The organism is Klenkia marina (genome assembly GCF_900101025.1).
GTDB lineage: Bacteria > Actinomycetota > Actinomycetes > Mycobacteriales > Geodermatophilaceae > Klenkia > Klenkia marina.
The window spans coordinates 183,716-207,899 of the sequence record NZ_FMUH01000007.1; the positions used below are offsets into that span (position 1 = coordinate 183,716).

The following is a 24,184-nucleotide window of genomic DNA, read 5'->3' on the forward strand; positions in this document are numbered from 1 at the left end:
GGTGTGCTCAGCTGCGCTGCACCTCGACCGAGGTGATCACGACGTCCTCGAGGGGCTTGTCGCCGCGCGCGGTCGGGACCTTCGCGATGGCGTCGACGACCTGGCGGGAGGCGTCGTCGGCCACCTCGCCGAAGATCGTGTGCTTGTTGTTCAGGTGCGGGGTGTTGGTGACGGTGATGAAGAACTGCGAGCCGTTCGTGCCCGGGCCGGCGTTGGCCATGGCCAGCAGGTAGGGCTTGGAGAACTGCAGGTCGGGGTGGAACTCGTCGCCGAAGCGGTAGCCGGGGCCGCCGGTGCCCTGACCCAGCGGGTCACCGCCCTGGATCATGAAGCCGTCGATGACCCGGTGGAAGATCGTGCCGTCGTACAGCTTGTCGGTCGTCTTGGCCCGGGTGCGGGGGTCCACCCACTCGCGGCTGCCCTCGGCGAGCTCGGCGAAGTTGGCGACGGTCTTGGGGGCGTGGTCCGGGAACAGGTCCACGGTGATGTCGCCGTGGTTGGTGTGCAGGACTGCGCGCCGCGCAGGAGTCGATTCGGTCACGCGCTCCATCGTCCCACCTGCGGTGATGGCTCGCTCAGACCGCCCCGACGACGGCCTGCGCGATCTCCCGCGCCTGCAGGCTGGACTCCTGGTTGATGGTGACCACCACGACCAGGGTGCCGTCGGCGACGGCCAGCACGGTGGGCTGGCCGACGGCGATGCCGCCGCCGTCGGCGATGTCGGTGACCGCGGTGCCCCCGATGCCGGCCACCCGCTCGACGGCCGCGGTGCGCGCGGCCACGGAGTCGGCGGCCTGGCTGATCTCGACGGTGAGCGCGGCCTCCCCGTTCGGCTTGGCGAAGGTGCACGAGGGCGGGGGGCCACCGGGGACGCCGGTCGTGGTGACCGTGGGGGTCTTCTGCCCGACGACGTCCTCGACGGTGGTGGTGTCGAGGTAGGGGCAGTCCTGCTCGGTCGTGACCGGCTCGGCGGCGGTCGTCGGCGCCGGCGTCGCCGAGGTGGTGGCCGGGGCCGCACTGGTGGTGGCGGCGGGCGACCCGGGCGCGGGTTCGGCGGTGCCGCCGCACGCGGCCAGCAGCAGGGCCACGGCGGGCAGGAGCATCGTGCGGCGCGACATCGTGGAGACGAGGGGAATCGAACCCCTGACCCCCGCCTTGCAAAGGCGGTGCTCTACCAATTGAGCTACGTCCCCGAGGGGTGGTTCGTCGCGGTTCAGCGCTGGGTGGTGCGGACTGCGCCGGGGGCCCGGGTGGCCTCGGCCCAGAGGTCGTCGTCCCCCTTGGCCGCGGAGCGCTTGCGCAGCGCCAGGAGGGCTCCGGCGGCTAGTGCCGCAGCGGCGACCGACTTCAGCACGGGTGCCGACCTCCTCGCCGTGGGGTGCGTGGGTGGAGCAGTGCACGGTGGGCCTGGGAGGACTTGAACCTCCGGCCTCATCCTTATCAGGGATGCGCTCTAACCGTCTGAGCTACAGGCCCGTGAACCTCGGAAAGCATACGTGGCCCCCGGGCGACTGCGTCGCCCGGGGGTGCCGACCCCTAGTCCCGCTCGGAGAGGGTGACCTCGAGGCCGCCGACGAGGTCGGCGCAGAGGTTGTAGATGAAGGTGCCCACGGTGCACAGCGCGGTGAACAGGACGATGTTGACCGCACCGATGACCGCCGCGCCGCCGAACACGATGCCCGGGGTGATGACGTCGCTGCCACCGCTGTCGCCGGAGGAGCTGCCGAGCTGACCGATGAGGTCGTTCAGCGTGGTGAAGACACCGAGCCCGTTGAGCACGCCGTACAGCACGCCCACGGCGACCATCCACACGAAGAACAGCGCGATGGCCAGCACCAGCGAGATCTTCAGCGCCGACCAGGTGTCGATGTGCCGCAGCTGCAGGCGCGCCCGACGCGGACCCTTGCCCCCCGAGCCGCGGACGGCGCGCACTCCACCGGGGCGGTCACCCTCACCGGTCGGGCGTCCGGAGACCTCGGCCGGACGCACCGCGGCGCCGCCCTGACGGCCGGCGCCCTGGCGCGGGGCACCGGCGGCGTCCCGGTTGGCGGGGCGGGCGCCGGTCTGCGGGGCCGCGGCCCGTGCACCCACGGTGGCCTGCTGGCCCTGCGAGGCCGATGCCTGCTTCGGGGGAGCCTGCTTGGCCGGCGCCTGCTTCCCGCCGGCGGACTTGCCGGCCGCGGGCTTGGCCGCCGCCGGCTGGGTCGGGCCCGCCGGGGGCTGACCAGCAGGACGGGCGGCGGGGGCCTGGGAGGTGGCGGGCGCCTGGCGGCCCGACGGGGTGGCTCCGCCCCACCCGGGGGCGGCCCCCGCGGCGGGCTTGGCGGCGGACTTCCCGGCAGCGGGCTCCTCGGCCGGGATGGCCGCGGTCTGGGGGTCCTCGTCCGAGGCGTTGCCGTCGGTCCGCACCGAGCCCTGCGTCCGGTCGCTCATGCCGCTCTCCGTCCCAGGGGCGATCGTCTCGCCCCCGTCGCGCCCGGCGCCGCCCGGGAGGGCGACGTCCGCACATCGGTCGTCGATCCGCCGGCCGGTCGGCGCCTCGCGGCGCGTCCCGGGCACGGCATCCGCCCCAGCCTAGGCGCCAGCAGCCTCGCCGGGCGCCGGCTGCCGGACCGGCACGCCGCACACCTCGCCGTGGGCAAGGTGTGCGGCTTGCCGATCAGAGCAGGGGCTGGGCCGGATCGACCGGCTCGTCGTTGTCCGTCGTGCGCGCGATCGCCACGATCGAGACGTCCTCGGGCAGGTTCATGAGCTTGACGCCCATCGTGGCGCGGTCCTTGTTGTGCCGGACGCCGTTGACCGGGGTGCGGATGACCCCGCCGGTCGAGGTGATGGCGTACAGCTCGTCGCCGAGGACCACCGAGAGCGCCCCGACCAGCACGCCCTTGCGGGCCTTCGGGTCGGCGGTGAGCACGCCCTTGCCGCCGCGGTTCTGCTCGGGGTAGTTCTCGATGCCGGTGCGCTTGGCGTAGCCGCCCTCGGTGGCCACCAGCACGTCGACGCCCTCGGTCACCACGATCATCGACAGCAGCCGGTCGTCGTCGGCCAGCGAGATGCCGCGGACGCCCTCGGTCGCCCGGCCCATGGGGCGCAGCTGGGCGTCGTCGGCCTTGAAGCAGATGCTCATGGCCTTGCGGGTGACCAGCAGCAGGTTCTGCTCGGGGTCGATGAGGGCCGCGCCGACCAGCTCGTCGCCCTCGCGCAGGTTGATCGCGATGACGCCACCGCTGCGCGGGGAGTCGAAGTCGGCCAGCCGGGTCTTCTTGACCTGGCCGTTCGCGGTGGCCAGCACCAGGTACGGGGCGACCCCGTAGTCCTTGATCTGGATGACCTGGGCGATCTTCTCGTCGGGCTGGAAGGCCAGGATGTTGGCCACGTGCGCGCCGCGGGCGGTGCGGGCGGCCTCGGGCAGCTCGTAGGCCTTGGCCCGGTAGACCCGGCCCTTGTTCGTGAAGAACAGGATCCAGTCGTGGGTCGAGCCCACGAAGAACTGCTGGATGAGGTCGTCCTGCTTGAGGGTGGCCCCCATGACGCCCTTGCCGCCGCGGCGCTGCGAGCGGTAGAGGTCGGCCTTGGTGCGCTTGGCGTAGCCGGTGCGGGTGATCGTGACGACCACCTGCTCCTCGGCGATGAGGTCCTCCATCGACACGTCGCCGTCGTGGGCGACGAACTGGGTGCGCCGGTCGTCGCCGTACTTGTCGACGATCTCCTTGAGCTCGTCGTGGACGATCTGCCGCTGCCGCTCGGGGGACTCGAGGATGGCCTGCAGGTCGGCGATGGTGGCCTCGATCTCGGCCAGCTCGTCGAGGATGCGCTGGCGCTCGAGCGCGGCCAGGCGGCGCAGCTGCAGGTCGAGGATGGCCAGCGCCTGGACCTCGTCGACCTCCAGCAGCTCCATCAGCCCGGTGCGGGCGGCCTCGGCCGACGCGCTGGCCCGGATGAGGGCGATGACGGCGTCGAGCTGGTCGAGGGCCTTGGCGTAGCCGCGCAGGATGTGCGCTCGCTCCTCGGCCTTGCGCAGCCGGTACCGGGTGCGCCGCTGGATGACCTCGATCTGGTGGACGACCCAGTTGCGGACGAGCTCGTCCAGGCGCAGCGTGCGCGGCACGCCGTCGACGATCGAGAGCATGTTGCAGCCGAAGGAGGTCTGCAGCTGGGTGTGCTTGTAGAGGTTGTTCAGCACCACCTTGGCGACGGCGTCGCGGCGCAGGGTGATGACCAGCCGGCGGCCGACGCGGTCGGAGGACTCGTCGGCGATCTCGGAGATGCCCTGCAGCCGGCCATCCTTGACCTGCTCGGCGATGTTCTCGGCCAGGTTGTCCGGGTTGACCTGGTAGGGCAGCTCGGTGACGACCAGCTGCACGCGACCGCGGGAGTCCTCCTCGACGTTCACCACCGCGCGCATGCGCACCGAGCCACGGCCGGTGCGGTAGGCGTCCTCGATGCCGTCGCGGCCGACGATGAGGCCGTGGGTCGGGAAGTCGGGGCCCTTGACCCGCTCCATGCACGCGGCCAGCGCCTCCTCGGCGGCGGCCTCGGGGTGCTCGAGCATCCAGTAGACGGCCTCGGCCACCTCGCGCAGGTTGTGCGGGGGCATGTTGGTGGCCATGCCGACGGCGATGCCGGCCGAGCCGTTGATCAGCAGGTTGGGCACCCGCGCGGGCAGGACGACGGGCTCCTCGGTGCGGCCGTCGTAGTTGCCCTGGTAGTCGACGGTCTCCTCGTTGATGCCGGCCAGCATCTCCATGGCCAACGGGGTGAGGCGGCACTCGGTGTAGCGCATGGCGGCCGCGGGGTCGTTGCCCGGCGAGCCGAAGTTGCCCTGGCCGTCGATCAGCGGGTAGCGCATCGACCAGGGCTGGGCCAGGCGGACCAGGGCGTCGTAGATCGCCGTGTCGCCGTGGGGGTGGTAGTTGCCCATGACCTCCGCGACCGGGCGCGCGCACTTCACGTAGCCGCGGTCGGGGCGGAAGTTCTGGTCGTACATGGCGAACAGCACGCGGCGGTGCACGGGCTTGAGGCCGTCACGCACCTCGGGGAGCGCGCGGCCCACGATCACGCTCATCGCGTAGTCGATGTAGCTGCGCTGCATCTCCTGCTGGAGATCGACCTGTTCGATGCGGTCGGTGCTCACGGGCTCGGTCACGGTTCGGTTCTCCACAGGTGAGTGCACAGCGGTGGACAAAAGTCCAGGTCGACAAGGGGTTTGGACGACGTCCGGGTGGCTACCGGGTGGCGCCCCGGTGTCCGCACGCCGCTACCGGGCCCGAACGGGCCCGGTAGCGCCCGATCAGACGTCGAGGAAGCGGACGTCCTTGGCGTTGCGGGTGATGAACGAGCGGCGGGCCTCGACGTCCTCGCCCATCAGGACGCTGAAGATCTCGTCGGCGGCCGCGGCGTCCTCGAGGGTGACCTGGCGCAGGATGCGGGTGTCGGGGTTCATCGTGGTCTCCCACAGCTCGCCCGCGTTCATCTCGCCCAGACCCTTGTAGCGCTGGATCATCTCCTCCTTGACCTTGCGCCCGGCCGCCGCACCGGCCTTGACCAGCGCGTCGCGCTCGCGGTCGGAGTAGGCGTACTCGTCGTCGTGCTTGCCGCCCCACTTGATCTTGTACAGCGGGGGCTTGGCGAGGTAGACGTACTGGCCCTCGACCAGCGGACGCATGAAGCGGAACAGCAGCGTCAGCAGCAGGGTGCTGATGTGCTGGCCGTCGACGTCGGCGTCGGCCATCAGCACGATCTTGTGGTAGCGCAGCTTGGCGATGTCGAACTCGTCGTGGATGCCGGTGCCGAAGGCCGTGATCATCGACTGGACCTCGGTGTTCTTGAGCACCCGGTCGATGCGTGCCTTCTCGACGTTGATGATCTTGCCGCGGATGGGCAGGATCGCCTGGAACATCGAGTCGCGGCCGCTCTTGGCCGAACCGCCGGCCGAGTCGCCCTCGACGATGTAGACCTCGCTGCGGGCGGGGTCGGTGGAGCGGCAGTCGCTCAGCTTGCCCGGCAGGCCCGAGACGGTGAGCAGGCTCTTGCGGGCCAGCTTGCGGGCGTCCTGGGCGGCCCGGCGGGCGCGGGCGGCGGAGCTGGCCTTGGTGATGATGGTCTTGGCCTCGGCCGGGTTGGACTCGAACCAGTGCCCGATCTGCTCGTTGCAGACCCGCTGGACGAAGCCCTTGACCTCGGTGTTGCCCAGCTTGGTCTTGGTCTGGCCCTCGAACTGCGGGTCGCCGAGCTTGACCGAGACGATGGCGGCCAGGCCCTCGCGGATGTCCTCGCCGGAGAGCTTGTCCTCGGGCTTGTCCTTGAGGATCTTCTTCTCGACGGCGTACCGGTTGACGATCGAGGTGAGCGCCGCCCGGAAGCCCTCCTCGTGCGTGCCGCCCTCGTGGGTGTTGATGATGTTGGCGAAGGTGTGCACGGACTCCGAGTAGGACTCCGACCACTGCATCGCGACCTCGAGGCTCATCGCGGTGTCGTTCTTGCCGGTGCCGTCGGCGGCGAAGGCGATGACCGACTTGTGGATCGGGTTCTTCTTGCCGTTGACGTGCTTGACGTAGTCGGACAGGCCGCCGTCGTAGCGGTAGGTGACCTCGGTGGCCTCGAACGGCTTCTCGTCGGCCTCGACCGGCTCGGCCTCCAGCGTCAGCAGCTCCTCGGCGGCGGCCTCGGCCGCGGCGGTGCTGCGCCGCTCGTCGCGCAGGATGATCGTGAGGCCCTTGTTGAGGAAGGCCATCTCCTGCAGGCGGCGGCGGATGGTCTCGTAGTTGTAGACCGTGGTCTCGAAGATCGAGGGGTCGGCCCAGAACGTGATCGCGGTGCCGCGCTTGTCGGTCTTCCCGATCGTGCGCAGCTCACCGGGCACCGTCTCGGCGTAGTGCTGGGCGTACTCGACGCCGTCGCGCCAGATCTCGACGTCGAGGTGGGTGGACAGGGCGTTGACGACGGTGACGCCGACGCCGTGCAGACCACCGGAGACGCCGTAGCTCTTGCCGTCGAACTTGCCGCCGGCGTGCAGGATCGTGAGCACGACCTCGACGGTCGGGCGCTTCTGCACGGGGTGCTCGTCGACCGGGATGCCGCGGCCGTTGTCCTCGACCCGGACGCCGCCGTCGTCGAGCAGGGTGACCCGTACCGTGTCGCAGAACCCGGCCAGCGACTCGTCGACGGCGTTGTCCACGACCTCCCACACCATGTGGTGCAGGCCGCGCTCACCGGTGGAGCCGATGTACATGCCCGGGCGCTTGCGGACCGCCTCGAGGCCCTCCAGCACGGTGATGGAGCTGCCGGAGTAGGCGTTCTGGTCGGCGGGCTTGGATCCAGCCACGTGGGGCCCTTCTCTTCGCGAGGCCGCCGGCCGCCCGGAGGGGGCCGCCGGGATGGGCGGGACGCTCAGGACGACGCTCAGCGGGCTGCTGGCGGTACGACCCCTCGATCGTACCGGGTCCCCCCGACAGAACCGCGTCGCCGAGGCCCTGACGTCACCCCTGCCGCACCAGGAGGAGCTCGACCACCACCGGTGTTGCCCCGTCGTCCGTCACGGACTCACAACGCGAACGACAGGCGCCCCGGCACCCGGCCGCGGTCGGGACGCTCGGTGCGACGGTCCTGCAGCGACTCGGGGTCCGGCCGCTCCGTCGCCCCGGCGCAACTGTCCACCGGCACCGTCACGCCCGGCAGCACGACGCCGATCACGAGCAGCGCGCCGGCGGTCCGGTACTGCTCCACGGGCCGCCCGGCCCACGGCGTGGACAGGTACGCGCAGGCCAGCGCACCGTCGACCAGCGGGGTCACCGGCACCGCTCGGGGCGCGTTCCACGTGGAACGCGCCGACACTGGCCGCGTGCGGACCCTGGTCACCGGCGCGTCCGGCCACGTCGGAGGCGCCCTCGTGCCTGCGCTGCTGGACGCCGGTCACGCCGTCGTCGTCCTGACCCGGGACCCGGCCCGGCTGGCCGGGCGACCGTGGCTGCCCGACGTCGACGTGGTGGTCGGGGACGCCGCCGACGACGACGTCCTGGCCGTGGCCTGCACCGACGGCGACGCGGCCTACTGGCTGGTGCACGCCCTGGACGCCGGCCCCGCCTTCGCCGCCGCCGACCGGGCCACCGCACGGGCCTTCGCCCGGGCCGCCCGCCGGGCCGGGGTGGGCCGGCTGGTCTACCTGGGCGGTCCGCGGCCGGTCGACGAGCCGCTGTCGGCGCACCTGCGCTCGCGCGAGGAGGTCGGTGCACTGCTGCTGGCCTCGGGCGTGCCGACGGCGGTGCTGCGCGCGGCGATGGTGGTCGGCCCGGGGTCGGCCAGCTTCGAGCTGCTCCGGCACACCGCGCGGTTGCCGCTGCTGCCCGCCCCGGCCTGGGTGCGCACCCGCGTGCAGCCCGTGGCGCTGCGCGACGTGGTCACCGCACTGGTCGGCTGCGCCGGGCTGCCCGCCGGGGAGAACCGGGCCTTCGACGTCGCCGGGCCCGACGTCATGACCTACGCCGAGCTGGTGCAGCGCTACGCCGCGGTCGCCGGGCTGGGTCGGCGGTGGTTCGTGCCGGTCCCGGTGCACGTCCCGGCCCTGGCCGCCGCCGGCGCCTCGCTGGTCGCGCCGGTCTCCTACGACCTCGCCAGGGCACTGGTGGAGTCGCTGACCAACACGGTGGTGGCGGCCGAGGACGACCTGGCCGGACTGATCGGGTCACCACCCCGGCTGGGCTTCGAGGACGCGGTGCGAGCGGCCCTCGCCGGCTGAGCCTCCCGCGATCCGGTCAGCGACCCGGTCACCGCGGGTGCAGACGGTCACCGCCCAGCGATCCGGTCATCGTGCGCGGTGACCGGATCCCTGCCAGGTGACCGGCTGCGCATCAGGTGACCGGCTGCCGCGCGCGGGCCCCTCAGACCAGCAGCTGCGCGGTGGCCAGCTCGCGGTAGAGCGGGTCGGTCTCGACCAGCTCGTCGTGCGTGCCGGTGGCGACCACGCGCCCGCCGTCGAGGACGACGATCTGGTCGGAGTCGCGCACGGTCGACAGCCGGTGGGCGACCACCAGCAGCGCGCGGTCCTGCGCGGCGGTGTCCAAGGTCTGCCGCAGCAGGGTCTCGTTGCGGGCGTCGAGGCTGGCGGTGGGCTCGTCGAGCAGCAGCAGCGCGGGCCGGGCCAGCAGCGAGCGGGCGATGGCCAGCCGTTGCCGCTCGCCGCCGGACAGCAGCACGCCGTCGTCGCCGACCAGCACGTCGAGCCCGAGCTCCGAGCGCTCGACCACCGGGGTGAGGCCGACGTCGGCGAGCGCCCGCCAGAGCGCGGACTCCGGCGCGCCCGGCGCGGCCAGCAGCAGGTTCTCCCGCACCGTGCCGGCCAGCACCGGGGCCTCCTGCTCCACGTAGCCCATGCGGGCCCGCAGCACCGAGCGCGGCAGGTCCCGGACGTCGGTGCCGGCCCAGTGCACCGCGCCACCGCTCAGCGGGTAGAAGCCCTCGACCAGCGCGAGCAGCGTCGACTTGCCCGCGCCCGACGGGCCCACCAGCGCCGTGCGCGTGCCGGCCGCCACCGAGAACGAGACCCCGTGCAGCACCCGGGTGCCGTCGGGGTAGTCGAAGTCGACGTCGCGCAGCTCGAGCAACGGCGTGGCGTCGCCGGCCGGCGGCACGCGCGGGGTGGCCGTCGTCCCGGGGCGTTGCGGGTGGTCGTCGTCCTCGGGGTCCAGCGCCAGCACCTCCTGCACCCGGGCGAGCGCACCCAGCCCGGTCTGCAGCTCGGTGTAGGCGCGGATGACCTGACCCAGGGGCTGGATGAGCAGGAACAGGTAGAGGATGAACGCGATCAGGTCGGGGACGCCGATCGCGCCGCTGGCCACCCGGTAGCCCCCGACGCCCAGCACGGCCAGGAACGCACCCTGGATCGCGATCCCGGTGGCCGGCGCGACCAGCGCCTGCAGCCGCGCGACGGCGACCCCCGCGGTGAACGCCTTCTGCGCCGAGGAGCCGACGGTGTCCACCTCGCGGCCGGTGGCACCGCTGGCCCGGATGGTGCGGACCGCCGACAGCGCCCGCTCCACAGCGGCGCTCATCGCGCCGACCTGCTCCTGCGCCTGGCGGGACAGCACCCGCACCCGTCGGGCCGCCGCGATCGCCGTCCCGACGCCGATCGAGACCGAGGCGAGGGTGACCAGCAGCAGCCACACGTCGACCAGCGCCATCGCGACCAGCGCGCCGATGCCCAGCACCAGCGACCCGCCGACCTCGACGACGCCGCTGGTGACGGTGGCCCGCAGCAGCGTGGTGTCCGAGCCGACCCGGCTCATGAGGTCACCGGTGCGGCGCCGGTCGTACTCGGCGACCGGCAACCGCAGCAGCCGGTCGGCCAGCGTGCGGCGGGTGGTGAGCACGACGCCCTCGGCGGTGCGCTGCAGCAGGTACTGCTGGCCGGCGCTGAGCACCGCCGACGCCACCAGGACGACGACCAGCGTGCTGACCCCGGGCAGCAGGGCCGCACCGGACCCGACCGCGTCGACGACCCGCGAGACGAGCAGCGGTTGGGCCAGCGCCGCAGCGGCGGCCACCAACGACAGCACCGCAGCCGCGACCAGGGCCCGCCGGTGCGGGCGCAGCAGCGGCAGCAGCTCACGCAGCCCGGCGGTGGGGGCCGCGGCCCCCGTCGGGGTCTCGGTCAGTGCTGGGTCCCCATGGCCGCCACGACCGCGGCCAGGATGCGGGCGTGGTGCTCGATCAGCTGCGGGCGGTTGCCGTCGGGCCGGATCGCCGCGGCGAACCCGGCCGCCGTCCACAGCTCGTCGCCGTCGTCGGAACCGAGCAGCAGCTGGCGGACCAGCGGGCTCTCGACGACGCGGCGCACCTGCGGCCCGTCCTCGGCCGCCATGAGCGTCCACCGGGTGTCGAACTCCGGGTCGCCGCTGGGGATCTGCAGCAGACCACCGGTGCCGTGCCGCCACAGCCGCGCCGGGCTCAGCCGGAACGAGGGCACCGAGCCCAGCACCGGGGCGGCGGTCACCCCGTGGGTGGCCACCCAACCGCGGCCGTAGGGCGAGACGATGTCGAAGGCCACCAGGTCCAGGCCGTCGGCACGGCCGCGCAGCACGTTGCTGGGCACCTCGGACTTCGCCGGGCGCACCGGGGCCGACTGCGTCAGCTCGACCAGCGGGGCGTCCTGCGGGCCGGTGCCGTCGGACACCGACCAGCCGAACGCCTGGCCCCAGGCGGCGAGGTCACCGGGGCCGACCGGCCCGCCCTTGGGCGTGAACACCTGCTCGATGGCCCCCGGCTGACGGGGCGCCCGCGCCCGGCCGCCGCCGAAGAGGCCCCCGAACAGGCCGCCACGACGCTCCTGCTGCGGCGGGTCCTGCTCCGCCGGTGGGTCCCACGGCTGGCGCTGCTGCGGGGCCGGGGTGTCCCACGGCTGCTCCTGCGCCGGCGGGCCCCAGGGCTGCTGCTGGTGCGCAGGCGGCGGGGTGGCCTCCCACTCCGGCTCGGCCGGCGGCCGTTGCCGGGCCGGCGGCGGCTGCTGCGCGGGGCGGTCGGGTGCGGCGTCGGGCAGCGACCAGCCCGGCGGCTCCCACGCCCGGTCCGGCCCGGCGTCCGGGCCCTGTCGATCCTGCCCCTGGCCCTGGCCCTGGCCCTGGCCCTGGCCCTGGTCCGCGCCGCCGAGGTGGGTGGGCTCGGACCACCCGCGCTGGTCCTCGGGCCGGTCGTCGAAGCCGTCTCCGCTCCGGGGGGTGCTCATCGGTGCTCGCTCTCCTCGTCGTGGTCGGTGCGGCCGGTCGGTGGGGCCGGTCGGTGGGGCTCGGTCTACCCGTAGGTGTCCCGCGGCCCCCGTCCCCGAACGGTGCGGGGACCCTTCTTCCAGCTCGGTGCCGTCGGACCGACAACGCGCAACCGGGTCACGACGTCCCCGCCGACCTGGTTGTGCAGCTTGCCGAGGATGGTCGGGGCCATCATCCGCAGCTGGGTGGCCCAGGCCGTGGACTCCGCGACCACCGTCAGCTCGCCCTCGCTCAGCGACTGCGGGGCGCAGTGCGCGGCGATGTCGGCGCCGACCAGGGCGTCCCAGCGGCCGAACACCGAGCCGACCTTCGTGCGCTCGCTCCAGTCCTCGGCGCTGACCAGCGAGTCCACCAGCGACCCGAGGGTCTGCGGGTCGTCGGCGCCGGGGTGCGGCCCGCTCCACGACCGGCGCGGACCGGCCACCCGGCGGCGGGTCGGCCGGGGCCGAGCGGCCGACGCGGCCCGGGCCGCGTCGAGCGCGGCCCGGGCGATGTCGCTGGGCCGGGCCGGGCGCTCGGGGGTCTGCTCAGCCATGCCGGCCATCGTCCTCGTCGGGGAGCACCGTCGCCGTCCCGGCCGCGACCTGCACGCGTGTGCCGCGCAGCGCGACCGGCACGTCCTCGGCGACCGCAGCGGTGATCAGGCACTGCTCGGCGGTGCCGGCCACCTCGGCCAGGGCCGTGCGACGCCCGGCGTCGAGCTCGGCGAACACGTCGTCGAGCACCAGCACCGGCTCCTCGCCGTCGGCGCGCAGCAGCGCGAAGCAGGCCAGCTTGAGCGCGAGGGCGAACGACCAGGACTCGCCGTGGCTGGCGTACCCCTTGGCCGGGGCGGGGCCCAGGTGCAGCACGAGGTCGTCGCGGTGCGGGCCGACCAGCGTGACCCCGCGGTCGACCTCGTCCTTGCGGCGCTCCTCGACCCGGCGGGCCAGCGCCGCGGTCAGGTCGGCGGCGGTGGGTACGCCGATGCCGGGCAGGAACGCCGTCCCGTCCCCGGCCAGCGGCACCGTGCTCGTGTAGCCCAGCCGGGCCCGGTCCGCCCCCTCGCCGGCCACCCCCTCGTACGCGGCGGTGACGTGCGGGTCGAGGTCGGCGGCCAGCTGCAGTCGAGCGGCGAGCAGCTGCCCGCCGAGGTCGGCGAGGTGGCCGTCCCACACCTCCAGGGTGGCCAGCGCCCCGCCGCGCGCCATCTTCGCGGTCTTGAGCAGGGCGTTGCGCTGCTTGAGCACCCGCTCGTAGTCCGACCGCACGCCGGCCAGCCGCGGCGTGCGGCTGACCAGCAGGTCGTCGAGGAACCGGCGGCGCTCGGTCGGGTCGCCGCGCACCAGGGCGAGGTCCTCGGGGGCGAAGAGCACCGTCTTGACCAGGCCCAGCAGCTCGCGCGGGCGGGGCAACGGGGAGCGGTTGACCCGCACCCGGTTGGCCCGCCCGGGGTTGATCTCGACCTCGACCAGCAGCTCGCGGTCGTCCTTGCGCAGCGCCGCACGCACGACCGCCTGCTCGGCGCCGTGCCGCACCAACGGGGCGTCGGAGGACACCCGGTGGCTGCCCAGCGTGGCCAGGTAGCCGACCGCCTCGACCAGGTTCGTCTTGCCCTGGCCGTTGCGACCGACGAAGACCGTGGGCCCCGGCGTCATCGCCAGGTCCACGGCCTCCCAGCTCCGGAAGGACCCCAGCTGCAGATGCCTGACGTACAAGAGAAGGACCCCCTCGCCCCCCGAACCTCGCAAGCTCGGTCCGGGCCCCTACGAGGGGGCCGATCCGGTCGGTGTCGTCGACGCTGCCGTCAGGCGGGGTCCTCGACCTCGCGGGCCTTGGCGGCCTGGACGGCGTGGCCGCCGAACTGGTTGCGCAGGGCGGCGACGGCCTTCATGGTCGGGCTGTCGTCCTGCCGCGAGGAGAACCGGGCGAACAGCGACGCCGAGATCGCGGGCATCGGGACGGCGTGCTCGATGGCCTGCTCGACGGTCCACCGGCCCTCTCCGGAGTCGGCGGCCCAGCCGGTGATGTCGTCGAGGCCCGGGTCCTCCTGCAGCGCGCGGACCAGCAGGTCCAGCAGCCACGAGCGGATCACGGTGCCCTGGGTCCAGGAGGCGACGACCCCGGGGACGTCCTCGATGAGGTCGACGGCGGCCAGCAGCTCGTAGCCCTCGCCGTAGGCCTGCATCATCGCGTACTCGATGCCGTTGTGGACCATCTTGGCGAAGTGCCCGGCGCCCACGGGGCCGGCGTGCACGAAGCCGGCGCCCTCACCGGCCGGGGAGTCGCTCTCCTTGTCCACCGGCGGCTTCAGCGCGTCGAAGATCGGCTGGACCTTGGCCACGTCCTCCTTCGAGCCGCCGACCATCAGCGCGTAGCCGTTCTGCAGGCCCCAGACACCGCCGGAGACGCCGGCGTCGACGTAGCCGATGCCCTTGGTGGCCAAGAGGTCGGCGTGCACCTTGTCGTCGGTGAACTTCGAGTTGCCGCCGTCGACCACGACGTCGCCGGCCTCGAGCAGGTTGCCCAGCGCCTCGACGGTCTCGCGGGTGGGGTCACCGGCGGGGACCATCACCCACACCACGCGCGGGGCCTGCAGCGCGCCGACCAGCGCCTCGAGGCTGTCGACGTCCTGCAGCTCGGGCGAGCGGTCGTAGCCGACCACCTCGTGCCCGGCCCGGCGGACACGCTCGCGCATGTTGCCGCCCATCTTGCCCAGTCCGATCAGCCCCAGCTGCACAGCGGTTCTCCTCGTCTCAGCCCGGCAGGCGCACGGGCATGATCAGGTAGCGGTAGCTCCCCGGCCGGACCGCGCCGTCCTCGGTGGGCTCCTCGTAGCGCGACAGTACGGCGGGCTTCAGCGCGCTGGTGAAGTCCATCCGGGCGCGCTCGGTGTGCACGGCGGCCAGGCCGTCGAGCAGGAACGTCGGGTTGAAGCCGATGGTCAGCGGGTCGCCGTCGAACTCGACGTCGCAGCGCTCCTCGGCCTGGCCCTCGTCGTCGGTGCCGCCGGCGCGCAGGGTGACCTGGCCCGGGGTGAACTCGCAGCGCAGCGGGGTGCCGCGCTCGGCGACCAGCGCCACGCGCTTGGCGGCGTCGGTGAACAGCCCCACCGGCAGCAGCGCGTGCGCGGCCGACTCGGCCGGCATGATCGCGCGGTACTTGACGAACTCGGCGTCCAGCAGCCGGGTGGTGGTCTGCCGGTCCTTGCCCGACAGGCCCAGGATGCCCTCGCCGGAGCCGCCCGAGGACAGCGAGATGGTGACCTCCGGCCCGCTGGTCAGGGTCTTCGCGGCGTCGGCCAGCGTGCGCGCCGGCACCAGGACGGCGGCCGACAACCCCGGGGTCTCCGGGCGCCAGGCGAACTCGCGGACGGCGAGGCGGTAGCGGTCGGTGGCGGCCAGGGTCACCCGGTCGTCCTCGATCTCCAGCCGGACACCGGTGAGCATGGGGAGGGTGTCGTCGCGGCCGGCCGCCACGGCGACCTGGCCGACGGCCTCGGCGAAGGCGTCGCTGTCGACGGTGCCCGCCGTGGAGGGCAGCGACGGCAGGGAGGGGTAGTCCTCGACCGGCAGCGTCGGCAGGGAGAACTTCGCGTTGCCGCACGAGATGGCCAACCGGGCACCCTCCGCGGTCACCTCGACCGGGTGCGGGGGCAGCGCACGGGTGATCTCGGCCAGCAGCCGGCCCGGCACCAGGGCGCGGCCGTCCTCGGTGGAGCTGACGTCGACCTCGGCGCGGGCGGACACCTCGTAGTCGAAGCCGGAGACCGACAGGGCGCTGCCCTGCACCTCCAGCAGGATCCCGGCCAGGACGGGGACCGACGGCCGCGGCGGCAGGCTGCGCGCCGTCCACGCCACCGCGTCGGCGAGCACCTCGCGTGCCACCCGGAACTTCATCTCGTCGTCCACCCCTGCTCGTCGTCCGGCGTCCCTGCTGCGTCCTTGCTGCGTCTCTGCTGCGTCTCCGCTGCGGGCGACAGTCTCCCCTGTGGCCACCGTCCGCGTCGAACGGCCCCGTGACCGCTCCTGTTGCTGATCCAGGTCGACTCGTCGACCGCACGTGCACACCCAGTGTGTGGTTCAAGGACTCCTCGAGGGAAATCCCTCATCACCGTCATCACAGGTGTGGGTACTGGGGACCGAGCCCGTCCGTGCAGGTCAGGGCGCGAGTGCCCCTGTTCGTGCGGTGTGGGCCGGTGACCGTGCGCCTGGGGTCGACATGGGGATTCGTCGTCCCGGATCCACCGGTGACCCCCGGCGTCCACCCCTGGTCCACGTCCTGTCCCGCCTCCACCCCCGGTGGATCCCCAACGCACCCGTCCGGGGGATGCACCGGGGAGAACCCGTGCACGACCTGGGCACGCACGGGGTCGACATGGGGATGCGCAGTCCCCAACCTGTGCACAGATCTGGGGACAAGTCGACGGAGTCGACGACCGCAGCCCGATGGAACGGCCTGCTCGCAGGGGCCCGGCGCGAGCTTGCGAGTGCTGGGGGGCGAGGAGGTCCTTCTCCTACTGGCGGGCGCGGGACTTGATGCGGGCGGTGAGCTCGGTGACCTGGGTGTAGGTCGCGCGACGCTCGCCCATCAGGCCGGTGATCTTCTTGACCGCGTGCATGACCGTGGTGTGGTCCTTGCCGCCGAACGAGGCACCGATGCGGGGCAGCGACAGCTCGGTCAGCTCGCGGCACAGGTACATCGCGATCTGCCGGGCGTTGACCAGGGTGCGGGAGCGGTTGGCGCCCTGCAGCTCCTCCATCGTCACGGAGAAGTACTCGGCGGTGGCGGCCATGATGATCGCCGCGGTGATCTGCGGGCCCTGCTCGTCGCTGATGAGGTCCTTGAGCACCAGCTCGGCCAGCGCGAGGTCGACCGGCTGCTTGTTCAGGCTGGCGAAGGCGGTGACCCGGATCAGCGCGCCCTCGAGCTCGCGGATGTTGGTCTGCACCTTGCTGGCGATGAACTCCAGCACCGGGTCCGGCGCCTGCAGCCGCTCGCCGTAGGCCTTCTTGCGCAGGATGGCGATGCGGGTCTCGAGGTCGGGCGCCTGGACGTCGGTGATCAGGCCCCACTCGAAGCGGGTGCGCAGCCGGTCCTCCAGCGTCGTCAGCTTCTTCGGCGGCCGGTCGCTGGTGATCACGATCTGCTTGCTGGCGTTGTGCAGCGTGTTGAAGGTGTGGAAGAACTCCTCCTGGGTGCGCTCGGCGCGCTCCAGGAACTGGATGTCGTCGATGAGCAGGAAGTCGATGTCCCGGTAGCGACGGCGGAAGTCCTCGGCCCGGCCGGAGTGCACCAGGTTGATGAACTCGTTGGTGAACTCCTCGGTGGACACGTAGCGCACCCGCACGTCGGGGAACATCCGCGCCGCGTAGTGCCCGATCGCGTGCAGCAGGTGGGTCTTGCCCAGCCCCGAGTCGCCGTAGACGAAGAGCGGGTTGTAGGCCCGGGCCGGCGCCTCGGCGACCGCGACCGCGGCGGCGTGGGCGAACCGGTTGCTGTTGCCGATGACGAAGCTGTCGAAGACGTACTTGGGGTTCAGGCCCAGGTCGCTGCCGCCGGAGCGGCGGTCGCCGAACGACGAGCCGCCGGCTGCCGCAGGTCGCCGTCCGCCGTCGTCGGTAGCGGGGCCGTCGGTGTCCCAGGGCGCGGGGCGGCGCGGGTCCGAGCGGGGCTGGTCCCAGGCGGGGGCCCCGGGGGCGCCGTTGCCGCGCGACCAGTCGCGGCCGTCGCCGGACTCGGGCAGCCAGACGTCGCTGCGCGGAGCATCGGTGCGGACGCCGAACGCGCTGCGGCCGTCGTCGATCTGGGCCCGGGCGGCGCGGTCCTCGGCGTCGCGGTCGCGCTCGGCGCGCTCGCGGGCGTCGGAGTCACGGGTGTCGCGGACGGCCAGCTCGTCGCGGTCCTCGCGCTCCCACTCCGGACGGCGGGGCTCCTCGACCCGAGCGGGCGCCGCCGGCGCGGGGGGTGCGGCGGGGGCGTCCTCGAGCTGGACGGCGACCTTGGTCTCCCGGCCGAACTCGGCCGACAGGGCGTCGTTCAGCGCCGTGCGGATGCGCGACTCGAGCACCGTCTGGGTGAACTCGTTGGGGGCGGCGAGCACGAACACGCCCTCGACCAGGCCCAGCGGGCGGGTGAGGTTGAGCATCGCGTTCTGCTGCCGGGTGAGGTCGCCGGCCATCCGCTCCCGGATCCGGTCCCAGACCGGTCCCAGGTCTCCGGTGGTGTCGGCCATCGACGTGTCGTCCCTTCGTCCCCGTGGTCTCGCTGCGCCTGTCGTGGCGGCTGCCGTCGTGCCCGTCGTCCCCCGGTCCGTCCACCGTTGTGGACCGGTGCGGACCACCGGTCCACACGACTGTCCACAGACTGTGCACGAGAGGTGGGGACGGGGTGTGGTCGAGGCCGGTCCGGACGGCGGTGTCAGAACGGTCTGCCCAGGTCAGCGCGATGCCGGTGGGTGTGGACCGAGCCCGGTGCCGGGGGCGGGCCGAGGGTCTCCGGTCCGCGTCCCGAGACCGTGTCGACCGGTGGCGAGCGAGGCGACGCTAACAGCACAATCCACAGGCGGGCAACGACACCGGTGTGCTTCGGCGAGCCCGTGGAGGGCCCGTGCGCGGGCCCGCTCCCGGCGGGTCGACGGCCGCTGCCGGGACGCACCGGTGCAGCATGGCGGGTCCGCCACCGGCCCGTCCGCCGGCGCGGTCCGTTCCTCGGCTATGCTCGACCGGTCTGTGGACAGCGGACGGTTGGCGCGTGCCCGGCACGAGGTCGACCGCGGCTGCCCGCAGCGCCACCAGCCTCGGTGCTGGCAGGGGTCCGGCACACCGTCCGGGCAGCCCCGTGCCGGTGCCGCCGCGTGTCCGGCCCGACCGCCGGGCACCGCATCGTCGTCGTCAGTGGGAGTACCTCGTGAGCAAGCGCACGTTCCAGCCGAACAACCGTCGCCGGTCCAAGACCCACGGCTTCCGGCTCCGCATGCGTACCCGTGCCGGCCGCGCCATCCTTGCCGGCCGTCGCCGCAAGGGCCGCGAGAAGCTCTCCGCCTGACGTGCTGCCTGCGCAGGCCCGCCTGCGCCGGCGTCCGGAGTTCACCGTGGTCGTCCGCTCCGGCCGGCGTGCCGGGCGTCCCACCATGGTGGTGCACTACCTCCCCGAACGGCCCGTCGTCCGTGGCGGGGGTCCTGGTGACCCCCCGACCGGACCACGGGCCGGTTTCGTGGTGGGCAAGACCGTGGGCAACTCGGTCTGCCGGCACCGCGTGACCCGCCAGCTGCGGCACCTGGTGCGCGACGAGCTGCACCGGTTGCCCACGACGGCCGACCTGGTCGTCCGGGCCCGCCCCGACGCGGCCGGCGCCGACGTCGCCGTCCTGCGGCGTGACCTCGCCCGCGGGCTCGACCGCGTGCTGGACCGCTCGTGAGCACCGGCGCCCGGGCCCTGCTGGGCCTCATCGGCTTCTACCGCCGCGGCATCAGCCCGCTGCTGGGCCCCCGGTGCCGCTTCACGCCGACCTGCAGCGAGTACGCGCAGGAGGCCGTGCAGGTGCACGGTGCGGCCCGCGGCGGGTGGCTGGCCGCCGTCCGCATCGCCAAGTGCGCGCCGTGGCACCGCGGCGGCGTCGACCTGGTCCCCGCCGCCCGCGGAACCGCCCAGCTGATCCACTCGTCGGACACAGGGGTCCGTCCTGCGACCCCGTCCGCCCGCTCCTCGGAGGCACGCGTTGCTTGACTGGCTGTACACCGCGATCGCGTGGGTGATGAAGCAGTGGCACGCACTGTTCTCCACCTTCCTCGACCCGGCCGGCGGCATCGCCTGGGCGCTGTCGGTGGTCATGCTCGTGGTGACCATCCGCATCCTGCTCTTCCGGCTGTTCGTCAAGCAGGTCAAGAGCCAGCGGGCGATGCAGGAGATCCAGCCCGAGATCCAGAAGCTGCGCAAGCAGTACGGCTCGGACAAGCAGGGCTTCAGCCAGGCCATGATGGCGCTGCAGAAGGAGCGCGGGGTCAACCCGCTGGCCGGCTGCCTGCCCATCCTGCCGCAGATCCCTATCTTCATCGGCCTGTTCCACGTCCTGCGGCGCATCGCCCCGGGCAAGGAAGGCCTCTACAGCTGGGACTTCGCCCTCACGCAGCAGGCCGCCGAGGCCAAGCTCTTCGGCGCCCCGATCGCCGCCTCGTTCAACATGGTGGGCGAGAAGGAGCAGGCCATCCTCGGCCTGACCGGCGGCAGCTACACGAACATCCGCGTCGTGGCGATGATCTTGATCATCATCATGTGCTTCACGACGTTCTACACGCAGAAGCAGATCCAGCGGCGTTCCGGCCCGGTCGAGGGCCAGGCCGCCACCGTGCAGAAGCTGCTGCTCTACGGCATGCCGATCAGCCTCTTCGTCTCGGGCTTCTTCTTCCCGATCCTGGTGCTGCTGTACTGGTTCACCAACAACCTGTGGACCCTGGGCCAGCAGTTCTACATCCTCAAGAAGCTGCCCCCGCCCGGGTCGCCGGCCGCGCTGGCCAAGGCCGAGGCCGACAAGCCGAGGATCGACCCCAAGCTGCTCGCGCCCAAGCCCGGTGCCAAGCCGGTGCGGCCGAAGAAGGGCCCCGCGACCTCCGCGCCCAGCTCCGCCGTCGACGCCGAGGACATCGCGGACGCGGGCACCGGCACGACCAGCACCGGCTCGACCGGCACGGCGCCCATCGCCCCGGACGCCGGCAGCGCGGACGCCGGCACCGGTGACGCCGGGTCGAGCGGACGGCGCACCGGCAGCGGCACCCGACCCGGTGGCCCCGACCGGTCCGCAGGCCCCGCCAACCGGGGCAAGCGCAAGCGCCGCTGACCCCACCGCGGCGCGCTGGCCGCGCCGCCACCCACCTCCGGGCCCGCCCCGGCCGCCGGCACTCCTTCAGGAGGAGACCCCCATGAGCACGCCGCAGAGCAGCACCGACAGCAGGGCCGAGGACGCCACCGACCTGCCCGACGCCGACCCGGTCGACGCCGACGCCGTGGTCGAGCCGGTCGAGGTCGTCGACGAGACCGACGACGCCGCCGACGAGGAGACCGAGGACGAGGAGGTCGACGACCTGCTCGTGCAGGAGGGCGACGTCGCCGGCGACTACCTCGAGAAGCTGCTGGACATCCTCGACGTGGACGGCGACATCGACCTCGACGTCGAGGGCGACCGGGCCTCGGTCGCGGTCGTCGGCGGTGGCCTGAAGACCCTGGTCGGGCCGGACGGCGCGACGCTGGAGGCGCTGCAGGAGCTCACCCGGCTCGCCGTGGCGCAGTCCACCGGCACCCGCAGCCGGCTCATGCTGGACATCGGCGGCTTCCGGGCGCAGCGGCGTGCCGACCTGACCACGCTGGCCGGCGAGGCCGCGTCGCGGGTCGCGGCCAGCGGGACGGCCGAGCGGCTGGCCCCGATGAACCCGTTCGAGCGCAAGGTGGTGCACGACGTGGTCGCGGCGGCGCCCGGGGTGCACAGCGAGTCCGAGGGCGAGGAGCCGAACCGCCGCGTCGTGGTCCTGCCGGGCTCGTGACGGCACCCGAGCTGCCGGAGGAGCCCGCGCTCGCCGCGGGCGCCTTCGGCGACCGGTTGCCCGCTGCCCGCCGGTTCGTCGAGCTCCTGGCCGGCGAGGGCGTGGTGCGTGGCCTGATCGGGCCGCGCGAGGTGCCCAGGCTGTGGGAACGGCACGTCCTGAACTCCGTGGCCGTGGCCGAGGCCGTGCCGCACGGGGCCCGTGTGGTCGATGTGGGCAGTGGGGCCGGTCTGCCGGGCATCCCGTTGGCCCTGGCCCGCCCCGACCTGTCCCTGACCCTGGTCGAGCCGATGGCCCGCCGGGTCGAGTTCCTGGCGCTGGTCGCCGAGGACCTCGGCGAGCACTGGCACGTGGTCCGCGGCCGGGCCGAGGAGAAGAAGGTCGTCCGCACCGTCGGGGAGGTCGACGTCGTCACCGCCCGCGCGGTGGCCCCGCTCCCCCGGCTGGTCGGCTGGGTGCGCGGTCTGCTCCGCCCCGGCGCGCAGCTGGTCGCCCTGATCGGCAGCTCGGCGGCCGCCGAGGTCCCCGGTCTGGTGCCCGAGCTGACCGCGGCCGGGATGCGCGACATCGAGGTCCGCGCGGTCGGTGCGTCGCTCGGCGAGGCCGCCACGCAGGTGGTCGTCATGACGCGCAGCGGCCGCTGATCGGCGGGTTCGGCGTCGACTCGTCGACCCGTAGGCTGGTGACGAACACGTCCACGGCGCTCGTTTCACGTGGAACTGGCTACAGCGACCCGATCTGTTCCACGTGGAACACGACCGGGTGAGGAGGACTTCGGCATGACGGACCCGGGCGAACGGCTGCGCAGCAGCCTGGCTGCCGACCTCCCGCCGTCCGCCTCCGTCGAGTTCGACAGCCCCATCGCGATGGAGGCCATGCGGGCCACCCGCGTGCTGCACGCCGACGACCAGGACCCCTTCCCGGCCCCCGGTCGGATCCGGGTGCTCACGATCGCGAACCAGAAGGGCGGCGTAGGCAAGACCACGTCGACGGTGAACCTCGGGGTCGCGCTGTCGCTGTTCGGGTTGCGGGTGCTGGTCATCGACCTCGACCCGCAGGGCAACGCCAGCACCGCCCTGGGGGTCGAGCACACGGTGGGCACCCCGTCGGTCTACGACGCCCTCGTCGGCGAGGCGACGCTCGCCGAGGTCACGCACCCGACGACGGCCTCCCCCAACCTGCGCTGCGTGCCGGCGACCATCGACCTGGCGGGCGCCGAGATCGAGCTGGTCAGCGTGGTCGCCCGCGAGCACCGGCTGCGGCGGGCGATCGAAGCCCACCTGCACGCGCTGCCCGCCGACGAGCGCCCGCACTACGTGCTGATCGACTGCCCGCCGTCGTTGGGGCTGCTCACCCTGAACGCGCTCGTCGCCGGCGACGAGGTGCTCATCCCGATCCAGTGCGAGTACTACGCGCTCGAGGGCCTGGGCCAGCTGCTCAGCAACATCGAGCTGGTGCGCGCCCACCTCAACCCCGGCATCGCGGTGAGCACCATCCTGCTCACCATGTACGACGGGCGCACCAAGCTCGCCGACCAGGTCGCCGACGAGGTGCGCAACCACTTCGGCGAGCTCGTGCTCACCTCGGTCATCCCGCGCAACGTCCGGGTCAGCGAGGCGCCGGGCTACGGCCAGTCGGTGCTCACCTACGACCCGGGTTCACGTGGATCCACCAGCTACGTGGAGGCAGCGCGCGAGCTCGCCGTCCGGGGTGCCGCCCTCCCGCCCTTCGTCCCGGTCCAGCCCACCCCGGCGGCTGCGCCGCCCCCCGCGGCCCCGCCGCTGAACGCGCTCGTCCTCGGTCAGTCCGTGGCGACCACAACCCAGGAGGACTCATGAGCAAGCGTGGTGGCCTCGGCCGCGGCCTGGCGGCCCTCATCCCGACCAGCGCCCCGGCGCCGACCGCGACCCCCGCCGCCAAGGCCGCCGAGGCGGTGGAGGCCGCCGCCGAGCGGGCCGCCGCGGGCCTGGAGACCGGGTCGACACCGGCTGCGCTGGCGCCGGTCGCCGACCTCCCGGTCGAGGTGGCCGGCATCCCCGGCGCGACCCTGCGCGAGGTGGCCGTCACCGACGTCGTCCCCAACCCGAAGCAGCCGCGGCACGTCTTCGACGACGAGGCGCTCGAGGAGCTCACCCACTCCGTGAAGGAGTTCGGGCTCCTCCAGCCGATCGTCGTCCGCGAGCGGTCCGAGGGCGGGTACGAGCTCATCATGGGCGAGCGCCGGCTGCGGGCCTCGCGCGCCGCCGGGCTGGAGACCGTGCCGGCCATCGTCCGGGACACCTCCGACGACGCGATGCTGCGCGACGCCCTGCTGGAGAACATCCACCGGGTGCAGCTGAACCCGCTCGAGGAGGCCGCGGCCTACCAGCAGCTGCTGGAGGAGTTCGGCGCCACCCACGAGGAGCTGGCCAGCAAGATCGGTCGCAGCCGCTCCCAGGTCACCAACACCATCCGGCTGATGAAGCTGCCGGTGAAGGTGCAGACCCGGGTGGCGGCCGGTGTGCTCTCGGCCGGGCACGCCCGCGCCCTGCTCGGCCTGCCGACCAACGAGGCCATGGACGCCCTGGCCACCCGCATCGTCGCCGAGGGCATGAGCGTGCGGGCCACCGAGGAGGCCGTCGCGCTGGCTGTCGCCCACGAGCCCGAGGCCAAGCGCAAGAGCGGTCGCACCATCACCGCCCCCGGCGTCGAGGACCTCGCCCACCGGCTGTCCGACGCGTTCGAGACCAAGGTCAAGGTGCAGATCGGCCGGGCCAAGGGCCGCATCGTGGTCGAGTTCGGCTCGGTCGACGACCTGCAGCGCATCGTGGGCATGATGGCGCCCGACATCACCGGCCGGAGCAAGCCCCAGGGGTGAGGAGGACGGTTGCGTCACTGACGCAACCGTCCTGGTGGTGGTGCCCCTCCCCGGAG

Annotated in this window: 23 protein-coding genes and 2 tRNA genes; 9 read left to right on the top strand and 16 right to left on the bottom strand. The window is 73.3% G+C overall.

Going from position 1 to position 24,184, the window contains the following annotated elements:
- Positions 1-7: 7 nt before the first annotated feature.
- The 9 genes from BLP29_RS18665 to BLP29_RS20790 all read right to left on the bottom strand — a co-directional run bounded on the left by BLP29_RS18665 (position 8) and on the right by BLP29_RS20790 (position 7,791).
- Positions 8-541: a peptidylprolyl isomerase gene (locus BLP29_RS18665; RefSeq protein ID WP_243470088.1), complete on the bottom strand. Its 534-nt coding sequence runs from the start codon at positions 539-541 to the stop codon at positions 8-10.
- A gap of 34 nt (positions 542-575) precedes the next feature.
- A complete protein-coding gene (locus tag BLP29_RS18670) occupies positions 576-1,103 on the bottom strand; it encodes a DUF2020 domain-containing protein (RefSeq protein ID WP_165839449.1) in 528 nt (175 codons plus the stop codon).
- A gap of 17 nt (positions 1,104-1,120) precedes the next feature.
- Positions 1,121-1,193, bottom strand: a tRNA-Ala gene (locus tag BLP29_RS18675).
- Between the two features lie 20 nt (positions 1,194-1,213).
- Positions 1,214-1,354, bottom strand: a complete 141-nt coding sequence (locus BLP29_RS21135) for a DLW-39 family protein (RefSeq protein WP_165839450.1) — start codon at positions 1,352-1,354, stop codon at positions 1,214-1,216.
- Between the two features lie 48 nt (positions 1,355-1,402).
- A tRNA-Ile gene (locus BLP29_RS18680) sits at positions 1,403-1,476 on the bottom strand.
- 60 nt (positions 1,477-1,536) lie between these two features.
- Positions 1,537-2,433 (bottom strand): DUF3566 domain-containing protein, encoded by an 897-nt coding sequence (locus BLP29_RS18685; protein ID WP_092807339.1) that lies wholly within the window; start codon positions 2,431-2,433, stop codon positions 1,537-1,539.
- 226 nt (positions 2,434-2,659) lie between these two features.
- Positions 2,660-5,146: a DNA gyrase subunit A gene (gyrA, locus tag BLP29_RS18690; protein ID WP_092807341.1), complete on the bottom strand. Its 2,487-nt coding sequence runs from the start codon at positions 5,144-5,146 to the stop codon at positions 2,660-2,662.
- A 144-nt stretch (positions 5,147-5,290) separates the two neighbouring features.
- Positions 5,291-7,324 carry a DNA topoisomerase (ATP-hydrolyzing) subunit B gene (gene gyrB / locus BLP29_RS18695; protein ID WP_207798594.1) on the bottom strand — a complete coding sequence of 678 codons (2,034 nt, stop codon included), beginning with the start codon at positions 7,322-7,324 and terminating at the stop codon, positions 5,291-5,293.
- 218 nt (positions 7,325-7,542) lie between these two features.
- Positions 7,543-7,791 carry a hypothetical protein gene (locus BLP29_RS20790; protein WP_133379287.1) on the bottom strand — a complete coding sequence of 83 codons (249 nt, stop codon included), beginning with the start codon at positions 7,789-7,791 and terminating at the stop codon, positions 7,543-7,545.
- Positions 7,792-7,840: 49 nt separating this feature from the next.
- Here BLP29_RS20790 and BLP29_RS18700 point away from each other — a divergent pair, with 49 nt between their 5' ends.
- Entirely contained in the window at positions 7,841-8,734 is an 894-nt protein-coding gene (locus BLP29_RS18700) for an NAD(P)H-binding protein (protein WP_165839451.1), read from the top strand.
- Between the two features lie 142 nt (positions 8,735-8,876).
- Here the strand turns inward: BLP29_RS18700 and BLP29_RS18705 are convergent, their stop codons facing one another.
- The 7 genes from BLP29_RS18705 to dnaA form a co-directional block, all read right to left on the bottom strand.
- The gene (locus BLP29_RS18705; protein WP_279385468.1) at positions 8,877-10,550 is read right to left on the bottom strand and encodes an ABC transporter ATP-binding protein; all 1,674 of its coding nucleotides are present in this window, start codon (positions 10,548-10,550) and stop codon (positions 8,877-8,879) included.
- Between the two features lie 95 nt (positions 10,551-10,645).
- A complete protein-coding gene (locus tag BLP29_RS18710; protein WP_092807347.1) occupies positions 10,646-11,716 on the bottom strand; it encodes a hypothetical protein in 1,071 nt (356 codons plus the stop codon).
- Positions 11,717-11,781: 65 nt separating this feature from the next.
- Entirely contained in the window at positions 11,782-12,291 is a 510-nt protein-coding gene (locus tag BLP29_RS18715; protein ID WP_092807538.1) for a DciA family protein, read from the bottom strand.
- Entirely contained in the window at positions 12,284-13,486 is a 1,203-nt protein-coding gene (recF, locus tag BLP29_RS18720) for a DNA replication/repair protein RecF (RefSeq protein WP_341537345.1), read from the bottom strand. The genes BLP29_RS18715 and recF overlap by 8 nt, the downstream gene beginning before the upstream one ends.
- A 56-nt stretch (positions 13,487-13,542) precedes the next feature.
- Positions 13,543-14,475, bottom strand: a complete 933-nt coding sequence (gene gnd / locus BLP29_RS18725) for a phosphogluconate dehydrogenase (NAD(+)-dependent, decarboxylating) (RefSeq protein ID WP_092807351.1) — start codon at positions 14,473-14,475, stop codon at positions 13,543-13,545.
- A gap of 16 nt (positions 14,476-14,491) precedes the next feature.
- Positions 14,492-15,646 carry a DNA polymerase III subunit beta gene (gene dnaN, locus BLP29_RS18730; RefSeq protein WP_243470091.1) on the bottom strand — a complete coding sequence of 385 codons (1,155 nt, stop codon included), beginning with the start codon at positions 15,644-15,646 and terminating at the stop codon, positions 14,492-14,494.
- Between the two features lie 605 nt (positions 15,647-16,251).
- Positions 16,252-17,970 (bottom strand): chromosomal replication initiator protein DnaA, encoded by a 1,719-nt coding sequence (dnaA, locus tag BLP29_RS18735; protein WP_133379291.1) that lies wholly within the window; start codon positions 17,968-17,970, stop codon positions 16,252-16,254.
- Positions 17,971-18,644: 674 nt separating this feature from the next.
- Here dnaA and rpmH point away from each other — a divergent pair.
- The 8 genes from rpmH (at position 18,645) to BLP29_RS18775 (ending at position 24,128) form a co-directional block, all read left to right on the top strand.
- Positions 18,645-18,782 carry a 50S ribosomal protein L34 gene (gene rpmH / locus BLP29_RS18740; RefSeq protein WP_040338882.1) on the top strand — a complete coding sequence of 46 codons (138 nt, stop codon included), beginning with the start codon at positions 18,645-18,647 and terminating at the stop codon, positions 18,780-18,782.
- 1 nt (position 18,783) lies between these two features.
- Complete coding sequence (gene rnpA / locus BLP29_RS18745) at positions 18,784-19,155, top strand: ribonuclease P protein component (RefSeq protein ID WP_092807354.1); 372 nt, start codon at positions 18,784-18,786, stop codon at positions 19,153-19,155.
- Positions 19,152-19,463, top strand: a complete 312-nt coding sequence (gene yidD, locus BLP29_RS18750; RefSeq protein ID WP_092807356.1) for a membrane protein insertion efficiency factor YidD — start codon at positions 19,152-19,154, stop codon at positions 19,461-19,463. Before rnpA ends, yidD begins: the two co-directional genes overlap by 4 nt.
- On the top strand, positions 19,456-20,571 hold the full coding sequence (yidC, locus tag BLP29_RS18755) for a membrane protein insertase YidC (protein WP_092807358.1): 1,116 nt from the start codon (positions 19,456-19,458) through the stop codon (positions 20,569-20,571). The genes yidD and yidC overlap by 8 nt, the downstream gene beginning before the upstream one ends.
- 82 nt (positions 20,572-20,653) lie before the next feature.
- Complete coding sequence (locus tag BLP29_RS18760) at positions 20,654-21,271, top strand: Jag family protein (RefSeq protein ID WP_092807360.1); 618 nt, start codon at positions 20,654-20,656, stop codon at positions 21,269-21,271.
- Positions 21,268-21,915: a 16S rRNA (guanine(527)-N(7))-methyltransferase RsmG gene (gene rsmG, locus BLP29_RS18765; RefSeq protein WP_092807362.1), complete on the top strand. Its 648-nt coding sequence runs from the start codon at positions 21,268-21,270 to the stop codon at positions 21,913-21,915. Before BLP29_RS18760 ends, rsmG begins: the two co-directional genes overlap by 4 nt.
- Positions 21,916-22,050: 135 nt before the next feature.
- Positions 22,051-23,109: a ParA family protein gene (locus BLP29_RS18770; RefSeq protein ID WP_092807364.1), complete on the top strand. Its 1,059-nt coding sequence runs from the start codon at positions 22,051-22,053 to the stop codon at positions 23,107-23,109.
- Positions 23,106-24,128, top strand: a complete 1,023-nt coding sequence (locus BLP29_RS18775) for a ParB/RepB/Spo0J family partition protein (protein WP_092807366.1) — start codon at positions 23,106-23,108, stop codon at positions 24,126-24,128. The genes BLP29_RS18770 and BLP29_RS18775 overlap by 4 nt, the downstream gene beginning before the upstream one ends.
- The last annotated feature ends 56 nt before the right edge of the window (positions 24,129-24,184 follow it).